The organism is Nocardioides mesophilus, from assembly GCF_014395785.1.
In the GTDB taxonomy this organism is placed as follows: domain Bacteria; phylum Actinomycetota; class Actinomycetes; order Propionibacteriales; family Nocardioidaceae; genus Nocardioides_B; species Nocardioides_B mesophilus.
This window is the reverse complement of sequence record NZ_CP060713.1, coordinates 1,154,290-1,170,590: the sequence shown is the minus strand read 5'-3', so window position 1 is coordinate 1,170,590 and position 16,301 is coordinate 1,154,290. Positions and strand designations below refer to the sequence as shown.

Genomic DNA, 16,301 nt, shown 5'->3' with positions numbered 1-16,301 from the left:
CTCTCGGGGGTGCGGATGATGGGTCAGCCACTCAGTCTGGCGGCGAACTCCTCCAGAAGCCGTGCGCCATGCGCGCCGTCGCCGACCCGGTGGTCGACGGTCAGTCCGGCGGTCAGGCTCAGCGCCACCCCCAGGCCCCCCGGCACGGCGACCGGGCGCGGCTTGATGGACCCGAGCGCCAGCACGCTGGCCTGGGGCGGCGTGACCAGGGCCTGGAACCGGTCGACACCCATGCCGCCGAGGTTGGACAGCGAGCCGTTGGCGAGCGTGAGGTAGGACGGGTCCAGCCGGCCGGTGTGCGCGGCGCTCACCACGGCCTTCACCTCACGGTCCAGGTCGTGCGGGTCCCGGGTGTCTGGCTCGGTGAAGACCGGCACCAGCAGCCCGCCCGCGGTGGCGACCGCGAGCGCGACGGCGGGCGGGCCGCTCGGGACCGCGCCGCCCTCGGCGTCCCAGCGGCACAGCAGCTCGGGCACCTGTCGCAGCGCGGCGGCGTAGGACTGCAGCAGCACCGTGGTCCACGAGACCCCGTCACGCTGCCGGTCGGCGGTGTCGAGGACGACGTCGCGCCAGACCGTGAACTGCGGTACGACGGCGCTCTCGGTCATCTTGCGCGCGACCGCGGCGCGGATCATCGCGCTGCGGTCCGCCTTGGCGCCGGAGGCCTTCACCGGCGCCGCCGGCGCGGCGACGGCAGCGGCGGCAGCGGGGCGGTCGCCGTTCGGGGTGGCCGCGGCGCCTGCGGATCCGGCCGGGGCCGCCAGGCGGGCCTCGACGTCGGCCATCGTGATCAGGCCGGCCGATCCGGAGCCGGAGATGCTCGCCAGGTCCAGACCGTGCTGCCGCGCCAGGGCCCGGGCCCGGGGGATCGCCGCCGGCGGCCGCTCGTCGGCCGGGGCCGGGGCCGCGGGGGCCGGGGCGGTTGCCGGCACGTCGAGCACCGGGGCGGCGACCGCGTCGTCCGGCACGACGGCGTCGGGCTCGGGCTCCTCGCCCAGCAGGTCCCCGAGCCCCAGGTCCACGTCGCCCTCGAGCCACGCGATCGGCTCGCCGACCGGGACCATCCCCTGCTCGACGACGATCTCGACCAGGGTGCCGGCGCTGGTGCTCTCGACCTCCATGTCGACCTTGTCGGTCATCACCTCGCAGACGACGTCCCCGGCGGCGATCTCGTCGCCGACCTTGGCCAGCCAGGAGGCGACCTCGCCCTCGGTCATCGTCATCGACATCTTGGGCATGCGGATGGGGATGCGCGGCATCTCAGGAGTCCTTCACCAGGGAGCGGGCGGCGTCGATGATCGCGTCCACCTGCGGGACGGCGGCCGACTCCAGCTGCGGGGCGTAGGGGATCGGGATGTCGAGCCCGCTGAGCCGCCGGACCGGGGCGAGCAGCCGGTAGACCGCGGAGGACTCCACGACCCGGGAGGCCACCTCGGCCATGAACCCGACGTGGCCGGGGGCCTCCTGCACCAGCAGCGCCCGTCCGGTGCGGGAGATGTCCTCGAGGATGGGGGCGTCGTCGAGCGGGGACAGGGTGCGCGGGTCGATCACCGAGACGTCGATCCCGTCGGCGGCCAGCTGCTCGGCGGCCTCCAGGCTGCGCGAGACCATCACGCCGGTGGCCACGATGGTCACGTCGCGGCCGCGGCGGCGTACGGCCGTCTTCCCCAGCGGGATCCGGCCGGCGCCCTCGGGGACCGGGCCCGAGGTGCGGTAGAGCAGCTTGTGCTCCAGCACGATCACCGGGTTCGGGTCGTCGATCGCGGAGAGCAGCAGCCCCTTGGCGTCCTCGGCGGTCGCGGGCATGACCACCTTGAGGCCGGGCACGTGCGCGAACCAGGCCTCGAGGCTCTGCGAGTGCTGGGCCGCGGCACCGGTGCCGGAGCCGAGCGGGGCGCGCAGCACCATCGGCACCTCGGCGGCGCCACCGAGCATGAAGTGGATCTTGGCGGCCTGGTTGACGATCTGGTCCATGGCCTGGCAGGTGAAGTCCGAGAACTGGATCTCCACCACCGGCCGCATGCCGGCCAGCGCGGCGCCGACGGCCGCGCCGACGATGCCGAGCTCGGAGATCGGGGTGTCCCGGACCCGCTCGGCCCCGAAGCGGTGGTAGAGGTCGCCGGTGACGCCGAACGCACCGCCGTACACGCCGATGTCCTCACCGAGCATGAACACCCGGTCGTCGGCGGCCATCGCCTCGGCGAGCGCCTCGCGGACCGCCTCGGCGTAGGTGATCACCCGGTCGGTCGTCGCGGTGGGGGCGGTGCCGGTCAGGTCGGGGGAGGGGTAGGTCGTGGTCATGGCTGCCTTTCAGGCGGTCGCGAAGACGGCTTCGAGAAGGTCGTCGGGGCTGGCGTCGGGGCGGCGTTGGCGGCACGGACCGCCGTACGGATGTCGGCGGTGGCGCGCGCGCGGATCTCCTCCACGGCGGCCTGGTCGAGCACGCCGCGCTCGAGCACCACGGCCTCGAAGCGGAGGATCGGGTCGCGCTCACGCCACTGCGCGATCTCCTCCTTGGTCCGGTAGAGGTTCTTGTCGGACTTGGAGTGGCCCTTCCACCGGTAGGTGACGGCCTCGACCAACGTCGGCCCGCCTCCGCTGCGGGCCCGGTCGACGGCCTCGCTGACCGTGGCGTGCACGACCTCCACGTCGTTGCCGTCCACGGTGACGCCCGGGATGCCGTAGCCGAGGGCACGCTCGGAGATGTTCTCGATGGCGAACGACTTCTCGGTGCTGAACGACATGCCGTACTTGTTGTTCTCGCAGAGGAAGACCACCGGGAGCTTCCAGATCGCAGCCAGGTTCACCGCCTCGTGGAAGGCGCCCTCGTTGGCCGCCCCGTCGCCGAAGAAGCTGACCACCACCCGGTCCAGGCCCTGCATGCGGTAGCCGAGCGCGGCCCCGGCGGCGATCGGGATCCCGCCCGCGACGATCCCGTTGGCGCCCAGGTTCCCGGTGGCCACGTCGGCGATGTGCATCGAACCGCCGCGGCCCCGGCAGTAGCCGGTCTCCTTGGCCAGAAGCTCGGCCATCATCCGCTCGAGATCGGCGCCCTTGGCGATGCAGTGGCCGTGGCCGCGGTGGGTGGAGGTGATCGCGTCGTCGTCACGCAGCGCGAAACAGGTGCCGGTCGCGGAGGCCTCCTGGCCGATCGAGAGGTGCATCGTGCCGTGCATCAGCCCGCGGGCGAACAGGTCGTCCACGGCCTCCTCGAAGCGGCGGATCAGCCACATGGTCTCCAACGTGCTGGTCGCGGTGGCGGCGTCGTCGCCGAGGCGTGAGGTCATGTCGCGGTGGTCCTATCTGCACATATGTGCATACGGTTTTCACGAATGACCACACCGTAGTGACGTGGATCACGGGTTGGCAAGAGCGTCTCGGAAATCCGTCCCGTTCCGGTCGTCCCGATGCTCCGCGACCGCTCTGTCCCCTGCCCGGGCCGGGAGCACAGCAGGAGACATTCGGCCCTCCCCGTGCGGGGGCCCGTCGTGCCTCAATCAGCTGTCGGCACCCGCCGACACGTTCCTCACCGTCCGGGGGTCCCACCATGCGTCGTCTCACACCACTGCTGGCCGTCTCGGCCGCACCGCTCGCTCTCCTCGCCGTGGCGCCGTCCGCGCCCGCTGCCCCCGCCGGGGTCTGCGCCGGCGTGCGGCACTGCACGGTCGTCGCCCGGGTCGACGTCGACGGCGACGGGCGCCGGGACGCCGTCGGCCTCGTCCGCCGGGGCGGGGAGGGCGCGCCGGTCGGCGCGGTCGTCGTGCGGGTCAGCACCGCCGCCGGGACGACGGCGACGGCGCACCGCCGCACCGAGAACTGGAGCGGGTCGCTGTGGCAGGGCGCCGCCGACGTCGACGGCCGGCCGGGCCGGGAGCTCTTCGTGGGCTACACGCAGGGCGCCCACGCCGAGCTCTTCCACGCCCTCACCTGGAAGCAGGGGGACCTGCGCACCCGGCAGGCCCCGGGCCGCGGCATCCAGTGGCTGGTGGACGGGGCGGCGCAGTACGTCGCCGGCTGGCAGCAGCGTGCCACCGACCCGCCGGGCACGATCCGGCAGCGCCGCGCCAGCCTCGACGCCTCGCTCGACAGCTGGACCGGCACCGTGAAGACCTACCGGTGGAGCGCCGACGGCTGGCAGCGGATCCACGCGGTCACCCGTACCCTCACCAACGAGCAGGCCGCACGGTGGGCCGGCTTCCGGATCCCCGGGCTGGAGACCTTCTGACCGGGGCCTGATCGGGGCTGTGCGCGACGGAGGGGCTAGAGCAGGTCGGAGCCCGCTCCGGAGTGCGGCCACGCCGTCGCGATGACCAGGGCGGTCGCGATCGCGGCGACCCCCTCCCCGCGGCCGGTCAGCCCGAGCCCGTCGGTGGTGGTCGCCGAGACCGTCACCGGGGCCCCGGCCGCCGCCGACAGCGCCGCCTCGGCCTCGGCCCGGCGGCTGCCGAGCCGTGGCCGGTTGCCGATCACCTGGACGGCCACGTTGATCACGTCGAAGCCGGACTCCCGGACCCGGTGGGCGGCCTCGGCCAGCAGCCGCACCCCCGCCGCGCCGGCCCACTCGGGCTCGTCGGTGCCGAAGTTGCTGCCCAGGTCACCCAGGCCGGCGGCGGAGAACAGCGCGTCGCAGCAGGCGTGGGCGACCACGTCTCCGTCGGAATGGCCCGCCAGCCCCACCGGCTCGTCGGGGAACCACAGCCCGGCCAGGTGCATCGGGAGATCGTCGGCCAGACGGTGCACGTCGGTGCCGATGCCGGTCCGGGGCAGGTGAGCGCTCACGCCTCAGATCATGCCGCAGGCCCATCTAGGGTGGGTCGGTGACCGAACAAACGGGTGTGAGCCCGTCCCTGCGCTACTCCGCGCTCGCCGGCGCCGTGGCCGGCCTGTCCGGGATCGCGGTCAGCCACCTGCTGACCAACGCCCTCAACGCGCGGGCCACCCCGGTCCAGGCGGTCGCCGAGTCGGTGATCTCCCTGACGCCCGGACCGGTCGCCGAGGCGCTCATCTCGGTGGTGGGCCGCAAGGACAAGCCGATCCTGGTGGCCGGGGTCACCCTGGCGGTGATCGGGCTCGGCGCGGTCGCCGGAATGCTGACCCGGCGCTCCCGGACCGGCGCCCAGCTGCTGCTCGCCGCGATGGGGGTCCTCGCGTTGCTGGCCCTGATGAGCGGGTCCGACCTCACCGCCGCGGGGCTGATCCCGCTCGCGGCGGGCGTGGCCACCTGGTTCGTCGTGCTCGCGGTCCTCGTGGACGCCGTGCCCCCGGAACCCACGCAGCCCCCTGAGCCCCCTGGGCCTGCGGGGGCCGCCGGGGCGACGGTGGCCGGCGCGGGCGGGGCAGCGGCCGGAGAGCCGTCGCGGCGCAGCTTCCTGCTCAAGGCCGGCGGGGTCACCGTCGCCGCGCTCGTCGTGGCCGGCGGCGCCCGGCTGTTCGGCCAGGGTCGGCGCGCCGTGGAGACGGCCCGACAGCTGCTCCGGCTGCCGGTCAGCGACGGCACCGTGCCCGCGGAGGCGACCCTCGAGCTGAAGGGCGCGACCCCGTGGCGGGTGCCCAACGCGGACTTCTACCGGATCGACACGGCGCTGGTGCTGCCGGCGGTGGACCCGGCCGAGTGGCGGCTGCGGATCCACGGGATGGTCGAGCGGGAGCTGGTGCTCACCTACGACGACCTGCTGGCCCGGAACCTCACCGAGGCGTGGGTGACGCTGTGCTGCGTCTCCAACCCGGTCGGTGGCGACCTGATCGGCAACGCCTGGTGGAGCGGGGTCCGGGTGGCCGACCTCCTCGCCGAGGCCGGGGTCTCGTCCGACGCCGACGCGGTGCTGCAGACCTCGCAGGACGACTGGACCTGCGGCACGCCGATCGAGGCGCTGACCGACGGCCGCGACGCGCTGCTGGCGCTGGCGATGAACGGCGAACCGCTGCCGATCGACCACGGGTTCCCGGTCCGGATGGTGGTGCCTGGTCTCTACGGCTTCGTCTCGGCGACCAAGTGGCTGGTCGACCTCGAGGTGACCAGGTTCGAGAACTTCAGCGCCTACTGGACCGAGCGGGGCTGGTCGGCCCGCGGCCCGGTCAAGACGCAGTCGCGGATCGAGGTGCCCGCCAACGGCGCCACCGTGGCGGCCGGCCCGACCCGGATCGGCGGTCACGCCTGGGCCCAGCACACCGGCATCGAGAAGGTGGAGTACCGCCTCGACGGAGCCGCCTGGCAGCGCGCGGAGCTCGGCGGCGTGCCGAGCCTGGACACCTGGGTGCAGTGGGCCGCCACCGTCGAGCTCGCGCCCGGCGAGCACACCCTGGCGGTCCGGGCGACCGACCGGTCCGGCTACACCCAGACCTCGGCCCGCACCGACGTGGTCCCCGACGGCGCCGCCGGCTGGGACAGCATCGACGTCACCGCCCAGTGACCGCCCAGTGACCGGCCAGTGACCGCCAGCGGCTCCCGTCCGGGAGGCCACGGGGCGACGGTCACCAGCGGGGGCTGGCCGGATCCGGGTGCGCCGGCAGGGGCACCTCGGGCGGATGGACCACGTAGGCCACCCCGCCGGAGCCCTCCTGCCAGGCCCGCTCGAACTGGGCGCGGTCGTAGACCACCCGCACCTCGTCGTTGCTGGCGATCTCGTGCGAGGCCGGGTCGTTGCAGACCACGTGGCCCTCGGGGTCGAAGCCGATGATGGTCAGCAGGTGCCCGGTGGTGTCGTAGCCGGCGCCGTCGAGCTCGTCGCGCTGGAAGGTGACCGAGACCGCCAGCGGGATCCCGGCGGCAATGAACAGCTCGGCCTCGTCCAGCGAGCGCAGCCGGGTCACGAACGCCTCGGCGCCGTAGCGGGCGGCGTAGGCGGCGTTGAACGACCAGTTCCCGGCGCCGCCGTACGCGCGGTCGAAGACGTGCCAGGCGGCGAAGTTGACGAACCGGTCGGGGAACGAGGGGTCCACCCACGTGAGCTCCTCCGGCTTCGGGCCGAGCCCCCAACGGGCCAGGAGCATGGTCGTGGAGGTGGGCGAGCACCAGGCCGCCCCGCCGCTGTCCCACTGGGGGTACTCGCCGCGGTGCAGCTGCTGGGAGTACGGCGGCACCGGGAGCTCGAGCCCCCGGGCCGGCCCGGAGGAGCCGCGGGGCGCGGCGGCCGCAGCCGGCGGACCCGGACGCTCGTCGGCCACCACCGCGCCGAGGAGCCGGACCGTGGGGACCGCGACGCTGTCCGGGCGCCGGTGCAGCAGCACCCGCAGCTGGTAGGCCGACCAGGTCACCGCCTCCGGGGCGATGAGCTCGTCGACGCGCACCCCGGCGCCGGCGTCGGCCTGCCCGGTCGTGGAGGTGCGGGCGATCTCCGCGTTGGTCTCGGCCCACCGTCCCAGGGAGTACCACCGCGTCCAGGTGGTCCCGTCGACCGAGGTGCGCGCCTCCACCTCGAGCCAGCTGTCGCCGGGCGTCGCGGCGTTCCACGACGGCACCAGCGAGGTGAACCGGTGGCCGGGACGGACCTCCGGGCTCACCCAGGCCGCCCAGGCGTAGCGCCGCTCCGGCTGCTCGATCCCGCCGGGGCCGACGGCGCTGGTCGGGTGCCGGCGGGTGCCCACCGGGTCCGCGAGCACCAGGCCGGCCGGGGTCGCGGCCGTCCCGAGATGGGTGCCGCCGGCGAGGTCGGCCACCCGCCAGGCGCGGAAGGTCGCCGGGCCGCTCACCAGCTCGTCGCTCCCTGGCGCGAGGGCAGCGGGTGCGCGGCGTCGCGGACGACGTACGCCGTCCCGCCGGAGCCGCCGTCCGCACCGCGCTTGAGCCACGCGTCCTCGAACTGGCCGCGGTCGTAGGTCCGGCGCACGCCCGCGTTGGTGGCCGCGGCGGGGTCGTTGACGATCACGTCGCCGTTGGCGCGGAAGCCGACCACGACCAGCAGGTGGCCGCGGGTGGAGCTGATCGGCGCCCCGGTGAGCTGGCCGCTGCCGAAGGTGATCGAGGTGATCACCGGGATGCCGGCCGCGACGAGCCGCTCCACCCCGACCAGCGAGGGGAACCGGGTGACGAAGGCCTGCCGGACCCGGGTGGCGGCGTAGGCGGTGTTGAACGGCCAGTTGCCGGTGCCCTGGTAGGCGTAGTCGTAGGTCGACCGCGCCACGGTGTCCACGACCCGGTCCGGGTGCGAGCTGCCCGCCCAGGCGGTCTCGGCCGCGGTCGGCTGGGCGCCGTAGTAGCCGAGCACCATCGCCAGCGAGGTCGGCGAGCACCAGGACTCGCCGCCGCCGCCGTACTGCGGGAAGTCGCCCTGGTGGGTCATCTGGGAGAGCCGGGGGACCGGCAGCACGACCTGGCCCGAGACGCCGGTGGCGCTGGTGCTCACCCCGGTGACGGAGGGCAGCCGTGAGGCGACCCCGCCCACCGCGTCGACCTTCGGGGTGAGCGAGGTGCCGGAGCGCCGGTTCAGGGTGACCCGCAACGCCCAGGAGGTGAACGCGGTGTCCGCCTCGAAGGTGTCCACGGCGACGTCGGCGAGGTCGTCGCCCTGGCCGCCGACGGAGATACGCCGGAGCTGGCCGTCCCCGGAAGCCCAGCGGCCGAGCAGGTCCCAGCTGCTGGTCCGGCCGTCCGCGGTGCGGCCGCGCAGCTCCACCTCGACGAAGGTCCCCTCCGGGGTCACCGCGTCCCAGGAGGGGATCACCTCGGTGAGGTCGAAGCCGGGGGCCGTCCAGGCCGAGACCCAGCGGCCCCGGTCGTACTGCCGGCCGCCGTAGCTGCGGGTGCCGGTCGGGGCGTCCAGCCGGAGCCGCCCGCGGGCCGTGCGCACGTGCGAGTAGCTGCCGGTGTCGAACTGCGCCCGCGAGTCCCAGGCGGTGTACCGCACCGCCCGCGACGGGGTGGTCGCGGCGGCCGGACGCAGCTCCACGCGGCCGGAGCCGGACCCGGTCGGCGAGCCGCCGACGAGGGGCGCGGCGCCGGTGGCGCCGGTCGCCAGGACGGTCAGCGACAGGGCGGAGGTCGCCACGAAGGCTGCGATGCGCACCGGCCGAGACTACGGGAGCGCTGTCCCAGGAGTGCCTTTGTTCCCCAATCTTCCCAACGCGCACAGGGGAGGCCGGCTCCGTGGCGGCGTCGGCCCCGGCAGCACGCCGATACCATGACCCGGTGACCCCGACCTCCGAGCCGCCCGCCGGGCCGCACCACCCCGCCCCTGCGGGGACGCTGCGGCTCTACGACACCGCCAGCCGGCAGGTCCGCGCCTTCGAGCCGCTCGAGCCGGGTCGGGCCGGGATCTACCTGTGCGGGCTGACGGTGCAGTCCGAGCCGCACGTCGGCCACGTCCGGTCCGCGGTGAACTTCGACGTGCTGCGCCGCTGGCTGCTCGCGAACGGGTACGACGTCAGCTTCATCCGCAACATCACCGACATCGACGACAAGATCCTGGTGAAGTCGGCCGAGCAGGGCCGGCCCTGGTACAACCTCGCCTACGCGATGCACCGCGAGCTCGACAAGGCCTACGACTCCCTCAACGTCGCGCCGCCCACCTACGAGCCGGCCGCCACCGGGCACGTCCCGGAGATGATCGAGCTGATCGGCCGGCTGATCACCCGCGGCCACGCCTACGCCGCCGAGGACGGCTCCGGCGACGTCTACTTCGACGTGCGGTCGTGGCCGGCGTACGGCGAGCTCACCGGTCAGCGGATCGACGACATGGAGGCCGCAGAGGTGGCCGCCGACCCGCAGTCGGTCGCCAGGAAGCGCGACCCGCGCGACTTCGCGCTGTGGAAGGGCTGGAAGAAGGAGTCCGAGCCGGAGACCGCGGCCTGGCCGTCGCCGTGGGGCCCCGGCCGGCCCGGCTGGCACATCGAGTGCTCGGCGATGGCGCTGAAGTACCTCGGCACCGGCTTCGACATCCACGGCGGCGGCGTCGACCTGCGGTTCCCGCACCACGAGAACGAGCAGGCCCAGTCCCGGGCGGCCGGCTACGACTTCGCGCAGTACTGGATGCACAACGCCTGGATCACCACGGCCGGCGAGAAGATGAGCAAGTCGCTGGGCAACTCCCTGGTGGTGCCCTCGGTGCTGGAGCGGGTGCGCGCGATCGACCTGCGCTTCTACATCGTGGCCGCGCACTACCGCAGCCACGTCGAGTTCAGCTTCGAGGCGCTCGAGGAGGCCGCGGCCGGCTTCGCGCGCGTCGAGCACTTCCTCACCCGGGCCGCGGACGTCCTGGACCTCGACCCCGCCGCGGTGCCGACGTCGCCGGAGCCGGTCGACCCGGGCGGGCTCGCGGCGACGCTGCCCGGACCGTTCGTCGCGGCGATGGACGACGACCTCGGCACCCCGGCCGCGGTCGCGGTCATCTTCGAGACCGTCAAGCGGGGCAACAAGCTGCTCGACGCGGGGCCTTCGGAGGACCTGCTGCTCGCCGCCGTGCACGTCCGCGGGATGCTGGCGGTGCTGGGGATCGACCCGTTCGACCCGCACTGGTCGGCGGGCGGCTCCTCGGCCCGCGAGGAGAAGCTCACCGCCGCCGTCGACAGCCTGGTGGCGGCGCTGCTCGAGCAGCGCACCACGGCGCGCGCGGCGAAGGACTTCGCCGCCGCGGACGCGATCCGCGAGCAGCTGAAGGCGGCCGGGATCGAGCTCGAGGACACACCGCAGGGGCCCCAATGGTCCCTCTGACCCACGCACCACGATCACCGAAGGACAACTGATGGCAGGCAACTCGGCGCGGCGCGGCGCGGTCAAGCGGACCGGCAAGGGCAACCCCACCGCAGGCTCCGGAGGCCGCGTGAAGCGCGGCCTCGAAGGCAGGGGTCCGACGCCGAAGGCGAAGGACCGCCCGAACCACAAGGCGTACAAGGACCAGGTGCGGACCGACCGGAAGTCCTCGGCCCGCCCGCAGCGCAAGAAGACCGGCGACTCCGAGTGGATCGCGGGCCGCAACGCGGTCGTGGAGGCGCTCCGCGCCCAGATGCCGGTGACCACGGTGTACGTCGCCGAGGGCGCCGAGCGCGACGGACGGCTCCGGGAGGTGTTCCGGGTGGCGGCCGAGCGCGGGATCTCGCTGCTCGAGGCGCCCCGCAACGAGCTCGACCGGCTGACCGGCGGCGCGGTGCACCAGGGGCTCGCCGCCCGGGTGCCGGCCTACGAGTACGCCCATCCCCAGGACCTCCTGGACCGCGCCGCGGAGCGCAAGGAGCCGGCGCTGATCGTCGCGCTCGACTCGGTCACCGACCCCCGCAACCTCGGCGCCGTGGTCCGCTCCGCCTCCGGGTTCGGCGCGCACGGGGTGCTGATCCCCGAGCGCCGGGCGGCCGGGATGACCGCCTCCGCGTGGAAGACCTCCGCCGGGGCCGCGTCGCGGATCCCGGTGGCCCAGGCGACCAACCTCACCCGTCAGCTCAAGGCCTACCAGGAGGCCGGCTGCATGGTGGTCGGGCTGGCCGCGGACGGCGACGTCTCGCTGCCCGACCTCGAGCTGGCCGAGGGCCCGCTGGTCGTGGTGGTCGGCTCCGAGGGCGACGGCCTGTCCCGGCTGGTGGCCGAGACCTGCGACCAGCTGGTCTCGATCCCGATGGTCAACGAGCTCGAGTCGCTCAACGCCGGGGTCGCCGCCTCGGTGGCGCTCTACGCCATCGCGCGCCGCCGCGGCGCGATCTGACCGACTGGTCGGCTCAGCGGGTGACCGGGTCGTCCGCTACCGCGCCGTCGGCCCCTGCGGCGTCCTCGTCGTCGGGTCCGGGGCCGGTGGCCAGTGCCTCGTCGGGCCGCCGGGCGAGCACGTCCTGGACGTAGGACGCCGCCGCCTGGAACAGGGGCACGGACCTCCCGGCCCGTTCGGAGAGGTACCACCGGTGCTCGAGCACCTCGTGGAACATCTCGGCCGGCTCGAGGCGGCTGCGCAGCTCGGCGGGGATCATCGCCGTGATCGGCTCGTAGATCTCGGTCATCCACCGGTGCGCGACGACGGCCCGGTCCTCGCCGCCGAGGTCGAAGTGGGCGGTGTAGGTGGCCAGGTCGTTGAGCAGCCGGCGGGCCTGGTTGTCCTCCACGTGCAACCCGGTCAGGCCCTGCAGCTCGCGGGCGTGGTGGCCGGCCTCGACCACCTTGGGCTGGACCCGCACCGTGGCGCCGTCCCAGTCGGTGACGATGTCGAGCTCGTCGATGTCGAAGCCGAGGTCGTTGAGCCGCTCGATCCGCTGCTCGATCCGCCAGATCTCCTGGGTGCCGAACTCCTCGGTCTCGGTCAGCTCCGCCCACAGCGCCTCGTAGCGGGTGCGGACCAGCTCGGCGATCGCGTGCGCGTCCACCGACGCGTCGAGCAGGCTGCCGGCCTGGAGGTCCAGCAGCTCGCCGAAGATGTTGGTGACCGCCACGTCGATGTCGTAGTCGCGCTGGCCGCGGCTCAGCACGTTGTGCAGCTCGCCGGTCTCGGCGTCGACGAGGTACGCCGTGAACTCGCCCGCGCTCCGGCGGAACAGCACGTTCGACAGCGACACGTCGCCCCAGTAGAAGCCGGCCAGGTGCAGCCGGACCAGCAGCACCACCAGGGCGTCGACCAGCAGGGGCAGGTTCTCCGAGGGCAGCCCGTGCGAGAACAGCGACCGGTAGGGGAGCGAGAAGTGCAGGTGCCGGGTGACCAGGCAGGGCTCGATCTCGTCGCCGTCGCGGCCGATCCGGCCGTCGACCACCCCGACCGGCTCGACGGCGGGCAGCCCCAGCCGGCGCAGGTCGCGCAGCAGGCGGTACTCCCCGAAGGCGTAGCGTTCTCGGGTCTCCTTGACCGCGTAGACGTCCACGCCGAGGCGCACGATGCGCACCACGTGCCGGGAGATGCCGCGGGGGAGCTGGATGACGACGTCGTCGCCCCACTGCTCGAGCGGGGTGTCCCACGGCAGCGTCACCAGAGCGGGGTTCGGCCTCGTCGCAACGATCCGTAACGCCATGCCCGGCAGCCTAGTGGCCCGCGAGCGCGACTTCTCGGCCGTCCAGCCCGGTGGGCCGCTCCGGCCCGGGACCTGAGCCTCTGTCGCTGTCCGGGCTGCGGGGCTGTGATCGGAGGACGAAGGGCCGGACGGCCTCAGGGGCGGCCAGGCGGCCAGGACGGAGGGGCGAGCAGATGTCACGAGCACTCAGGGCAGTGGTACTGGTGATGATGGCGATGGTGCTGGTCTGGGGCGGCCCGGCCGGCGCCGCGGCGGGAAAGATCACCCATCAGCGGTTCCACGGGGCCGTTGCCGACGCCGACTGGTTCGTCGCCACCGACACCAGCGTGCGGGACACCTACGTCAACGCCACGCACGCCAAGAAGGGATCCAGCCTCTACGTGGTGCGGTTCCGCGCGCGGCTCGACAGCAACGGTGAGTTCGCCGGCGCCAAGGAGACCATCATCGACGTGACGACCGGGTTCACCTTCGACATCGACGCCGCCAAGCTGTCCAGCGCGAAGGTGACCGGCACCGATCTGCCGGCCAGGACCTGCTTCTACGACGCCAACTGGGACCAGCCGAAGCCGTGCCAGGACGGCACCCTCGACCTCAAGGCGTCCTGGACCGGGCAGGGCTCGATCACCCGCGGGGTGACCAACGAGCACGTGAAGGGAGAGGGGTTCAGCTACTCCTACCACTCCAACGGCAAGAACCGTGCCGCCACCGCCAAGGGATGGCTGGGCACCCAGCGGCTGCGTGCCGCCGCGCTCGACTTCGGCCAGCTCGCCGTGGTGCGCGAGGGCTCGAGCTCGTTCTGCGTGGGTGCGAACTGCCAGTAGCCGGACGGATCGACCCGGACATGACTGTGCGGGTGCGACCGGCGTCTGCACGCGGCCGCACCCGCACAGCGGGAGGAGCGAGGGGCTACTTGAAGGCGTCCTTCACCTTCTCGCCGGCCTGCTTCAGGTCGGCCTTGCTCTGCTCGCCCTTGCCCTCGTTCTCCATCGACTTGTCGCCCGTCGCAGAGCCAAGCTTCTCCTTGGCCGATCCGACCAGGCCCTCGGTCTTGTTCTGCATCTTGTCGTCGGCGCCCATGTGGTGCCTCCTTCGTCTCGGGAACAGTCCCGTCGTACCCACATGCGGCCGGACCACACCTGTCTCATTACGATGGAAGCCGTCACGTCGCCGCTTTAGCTCAGCTGGTAGAGCACTCGCCTTGTAAGCGAAAGGTCGTCAGTTCGAACCTGACAAGCGGCTCCAGCCCCCGGGGCCTTGGCCTCACGCGCCCGGCTGGAGGTAGACCGCCCCCGGCCCGCGCGAGGCGGCCTCGTCGCCGGCGTTGCGCAGAGCGCAGGTGCGCAGGCTCAGACAGCCGCAGCCGATGCAGGAGTCGAGCTTGTCCCGCAGCCGCTCGAGCCGCTCGATCTGCTCGTCGAGCCTCGGCCGCCACGACCGGGACAACCGCGACCAGTCCGCCTTGGTAGGAGTGCGCCCCTCCGGCAGCGTCGCCAGCGCCTCGGCAACCTCGTCGAGGGTGAGGCCGACCCGCTGTGCCGACCGGACGAACGCCACCCGGCGCAGCGTGGGCCGGAGGTAGCGGCGCTGGTTGCCTGCCGTGCGCACGGAGGTGATCAGCCCGAGGTCCTCGTAGTAGCGCAGCGCGGAGGGAGCCACGCCACTGCGCTCGGCGAGCTGGCCGATGGTGAGGTGGTGCGGCTGCGACACGTCGTCAGAGTAGCCCTTGACCTCAAGTGGACTTGAGCTTGCACGATGGGCTCCATGACCACCACCACAACCGCCGGGCGCACACGACCCGGCTACGACGACCTCCCCCGTCTGATGTGGCTGATGACCGGCGACGAGAAGCACACCGCTGCCGCCACCTCCACGCTGGACGTGATCTGGGTGCTCTACGACCGGGTGCTCCGGGTGGCGCCCGAGCCTGGGTGGCTGCCGGACCGCGACCGGTTCCTGCTGTCCAAGGGGCACGGGCCGATGGCCTACTACGCCGTCCTCGCCGCCCACGGCTTCCTGCCGGAGGAGTGGCTGGCGGGCTGGGGGCGCTTCGACTCGCCGCTGGGCTACCACCCCGACCGCAACCTCGTGCCGGGCGTGGAGATCTCCAGCGGGTCCCTCGGGCACGGCCTGCCGATCGCGGTGGGCACGGCGCTCGGCCTGCGGGCGCAGGGCCTCGACGCCCGCACCGTCGTCCTCGTCGGGGACGCCGAGCTCGACGAAGGCAGCAACCACGAGGCGATCGAGCTCGCCGGAGCGCTCGCGCTGGACCGGCTCACCGTCGTCGTGATCGACAACAGATCGTCCACCTGGAACCGGCCCGGGCTGATTGAGGGCCGCTTCTCCCACGAGGGCTGGGAGGTGGTGACCGTCGACGGCCGGGACCACGATGCCTTGGAACGTGCCCTGCACTCGTCGACGGGTCGGCCCACCGCGGTCGTGGCCGAGGTGGAGGAGAAGTCATGAGCGACCCCCGTCAGACCTTCGCGCGCGCCGCCACCGCACTGCTCGACGAGGACCCGTCGGTGGCACTCGTCTACGCCGAGATCAGCGGACAGTTCTTCGCCGACGCCGAGCGGAGCCACCCCGACCGGGTGATCAACGTCGGCATCCGCGAACAGCTGCTGGTCAACGTCGGTGCCGGACTGGCCCTGACCGGGATGCGTCCGATCGTGCACACGTTCGGCTCGTTCCTGGTGGAGCGCGCCTTCGAGCAGATCAAGCTGGGCTTCAGCCACCAGGACGTCGGCGGCGTCCTGGTCGGCTCCGGGGGCTCGTTCGACGCCGCCTCCGCTGGTCGGACCCACCAGGCGCCCGGCGACGTGGCCCTCATCGACACCCTGCCCGGCTGGACCGTCCACGTCCCCGGTCACGCCACCGAGGTCGAGGACGCCCTGCGGCTCGCCGTGGCCGGCAGCGGCCGTGACTACGTCCGGGTCGTGTCCCAGCAGAACACCGAGGCGTTCCCGGTGCGACCGGGTCGCTTCCACGTGCTGCGACGGGGCGCCGGGCCGACGGTCGTGGCGGTCGGCCCAGTCCTCGATGCGGTGGTCGCAGCGACCGGGGGGCTCGACGCCACGGTGCTCTACGCGAGCACGGTGCGGCCCTTCGACGGCCGCGGCCTGCGTGAGGTGCTGTCCGGTCCCGAGGTGGTGCTCGTCGAGCCCTACCTGGCCGGGACCTCGAGCCGGGTGGTGTCGGACGCACTCGTGGACGTACCCCATCGGCTGCTGGCTCTCGGCGTCGGTGCGGAGGAGCTGCGCAGGTACGGCACCCCGCGGCAGCACGTCGCGGCGCACGGCCTGGACGCGGCGGGGATCCGGGCGTCCCTGGAGGTGTTCCTCGGGCAGAGCACTCGCCTCGCACGCGAGAGGTCCTCGGCTCGAACCTGA

General features: G+C 73.3%; 16 protein-coding genes and 1 tRNA gene. 8 read left to right on the top strand and 9 right to left on the bottom strand.

The features are described from left to right. Positions 1-23: 23 nt before the first annotated feature. Genes H9L09_RS05575 through H9L09_RS05565 form a run of 3 tightly spaced genes read right to left on the bottom strand, consistent with a single transcriptional unit; the run spans position 24 to position 3,287 of the window. On the bottom strand, positions 24-1,259 hold the full coding sequence (locus tag H9L09_RS05575; protein WP_187579708.1) for a dihydrolipoamide acetyltransferase family protein: 1,236 nt from the start codon (positions 1,257-1,259) through the stop codon (positions 24-26). 1 nt (position 1,260) lies between these two features. Further along, positions 1,261-2,301, bottom strand: a complete 1,041-nt coding sequence (locus H9L09_RS05570; protein WP_187579707.1) for an alpha-ketoacid dehydrogenase subunit beta — start codon at positions 2,299-2,301, stop codon at positions 1,261-1,263. After that, the gene (locus H9L09_RS05565) at positions 2,298-3,287 is read right to left on the bottom strand and encodes a thiamine pyrophosphate-dependent dehydrogenase E1 component subunit alpha (protein WP_187579706.1); all 990 of its coding nucleotides are present in this window, start codon (positions 3,285-3,287) and stop codon (positions 2,298-2,300) included. Before H9L09_RS05565 ends, H9L09_RS05570 begins: the two co-directional genes overlap by 4 nt. 260 nt (positions 3,288-3,547) lie before the next feature. Between H9L09_RS05565 and H9L09_RS05560 the strand changes: the two genes are divergently transcribed. Next, positions 3,548-4,225, top strand: a complete 678-nt coding sequence (locus H9L09_RS05560) for a hypothetical protein (protein WP_187579705.1) — start codon at positions 3,548-3,550, stop codon at positions 4,223-4,225. A gap of 35 nt (positions 4,226-4,260) precedes the next feature. On the opposite strand, the gene ispF is transcribed toward H9L09_RS05560, so the two are convergent. Next, positions 4,261-4,713 (bottom strand): 2-C-methyl-D-erythritol 2,4-cyclodiphosphate synthase, encoded by a 453-nt coding sequence (ispF, locus tag H9L09_RS05555; protein ID WP_246456452.1) that lies wholly within the window; start codon positions 4,711-4,713, stop codon positions 4,261-4,263. 104 nt (positions 4,714-4,817) lie between these two features. Here ispF and H9L09_RS05550 point away from each other — a divergent pair, with 104 nt between their 5' ends. Then, positions 4,818-6,410, top strand: a complete 1,593-nt coding sequence (locus H9L09_RS05550; protein ID WP_246456303.1) for a molybdopterin-dependent oxidoreductase — start codon at positions 4,818-4,820, stop codon at positions 6,408-6,410. Positions 6,411-6,471: 61 nt separating this feature from the next. On the opposite strand, the gene H9L09_RS05545 is transcribed toward H9L09_RS05550, so the two are convergent. Further along, a complete protein-coding gene (locus H9L09_RS05545) occupies positions 6,472-7,689 on the bottom strand; it encodes a C39 family peptidase (RefSeq protein ID WP_187579703.1) in 1,218 nt (405 codons plus the stop codon). Beyond that, positions 7,686-9,002, bottom strand: a complete 1,317-nt coding sequence (locus tag H9L09_RS05540) for a peptidase C39 family protein (protein WP_187579702.1) — start codon at positions 9,000-9,002, stop codon at positions 7,686-7,688. The genes H9L09_RS05545 and H9L09_RS05540 overlap by 4 nt, the downstream gene beginning before the upstream one ends. Before the next feature lie 122 nt (positions 9,003-9,124). Between H9L09_RS05540 and cysS the strand changes: the two genes are divergently transcribed. After that, complete coding sequence (gene cysS / locus H9L09_RS05535) at positions 9,125-10,645, top strand: cysteine--tRNA ligase (RefSeq protein WP_246456302.1); 1,521 nt, start codon at positions 9,125-9,127, stop codon at positions 10,643-10,645. 31 nt (positions 10,646-10,676) lie between these two features. Then, a complete protein-coding gene (rlmB, locus tag H9L09_RS05530) occupies positions 10,677-11,627 on the top strand; it encodes a 23S rRNA (guanosine(2251)-2'-O)-methyltransferase RlmB (RefSeq protein WP_187579701.1) in 951 nt (316 codons plus the stop codon). Positions 11,628-11,640: 13 nt separating this feature from the next. On the opposite strand, the gene H9L09_RS05525 is transcribed toward rlmB, so the two are convergent. Next, the gene (locus H9L09_RS05525; RefSeq protein ID WP_187579700.1) at positions 11,641-12,912 is read right to left on the bottom strand and encodes a DUF4032 domain-containing protein; all 1,272 of its coding nucleotides are present in this window, start codon (positions 12,910-12,912) and stop codon (positions 11,641-11,643) included. A 173-nt stretch (positions 12,913-13,085) separates the two neighbouring features. Here H9L09_RS05525 and H9L09_RS05520 point away from each other — a divergent pair, with 173 nt between their 5' ends. Further along, positions 13,086-13,733 (top strand): hypothetical protein, encoded by a 648-nt coding sequence (locus tag H9L09_RS05520; protein ID WP_187579699.1) that lies wholly within the window; start codon positions 13,086-13,088, stop codon positions 13,731-13,733. Between the two features lie 85 nt (positions 13,734-13,818). Here the strand turns inward: H9L09_RS05520 and H9L09_RS05515 are convergent, their stop codons facing one another. Continuing rightward, on the bottom strand, positions 13,819-13,989 hold the full coding sequence (locus tag H9L09_RS05515) for a CsbD family protein (RefSeq protein ID WP_187579698.1): 171 nt from the start codon (positions 13,987-13,989) through the stop codon (positions 13,819-13,821). 89 nt (positions 13,990-14,078) lie between these two features. On the opposite strand from H9L09_RS05515, the gene H9L09_RS05510 reads away from it, so the two are divergent. Further along, a tRNA-Thr gene (locus H9L09_RS05510) sits at positions 14,079-14,154 on the top strand. Between the two features lie 18 nt (positions 14,155-14,172). Here the strand turns inward: H9L09_RS05510 and soxR are convergent. Beyond that, entirely contained in the window at positions 14,173-14,619 is a 447-nt protein-coding gene (soxR, locus tag H9L09_RS05505; protein ID WP_187579697.1) for a redox-sensitive transcriptional activator SoxR, read from the bottom strand. Between the two features lie 54 nt (positions 14,620-14,673). Between soxR and H9L09_RS05500 the strand changes: the two genes are divergently transcribed. Then, entirely contained in the window at positions 14,674-15,375 is a 702-nt protein-coding gene (locus tag H9L09_RS05500; protein WP_187579696.1) for a 1-deoxy-D-xylulose-5-phosphate synthase N-terminal domain-containing protein, read from the top strand. Then, positions 15,372-16,301 (top strand): transketolase family protein, encoded by a 930-nt coding sequence (locus tag H9L09_RS05495; RefSeq protein WP_187579695.1) that lies wholly within the window; start codon positions 15,372-15,374, stop codon positions 16,299-16,301. The genes H9L09_RS05500 and H9L09_RS05495 overlap by 4 nt, the downstream gene beginning before the upstream one ends.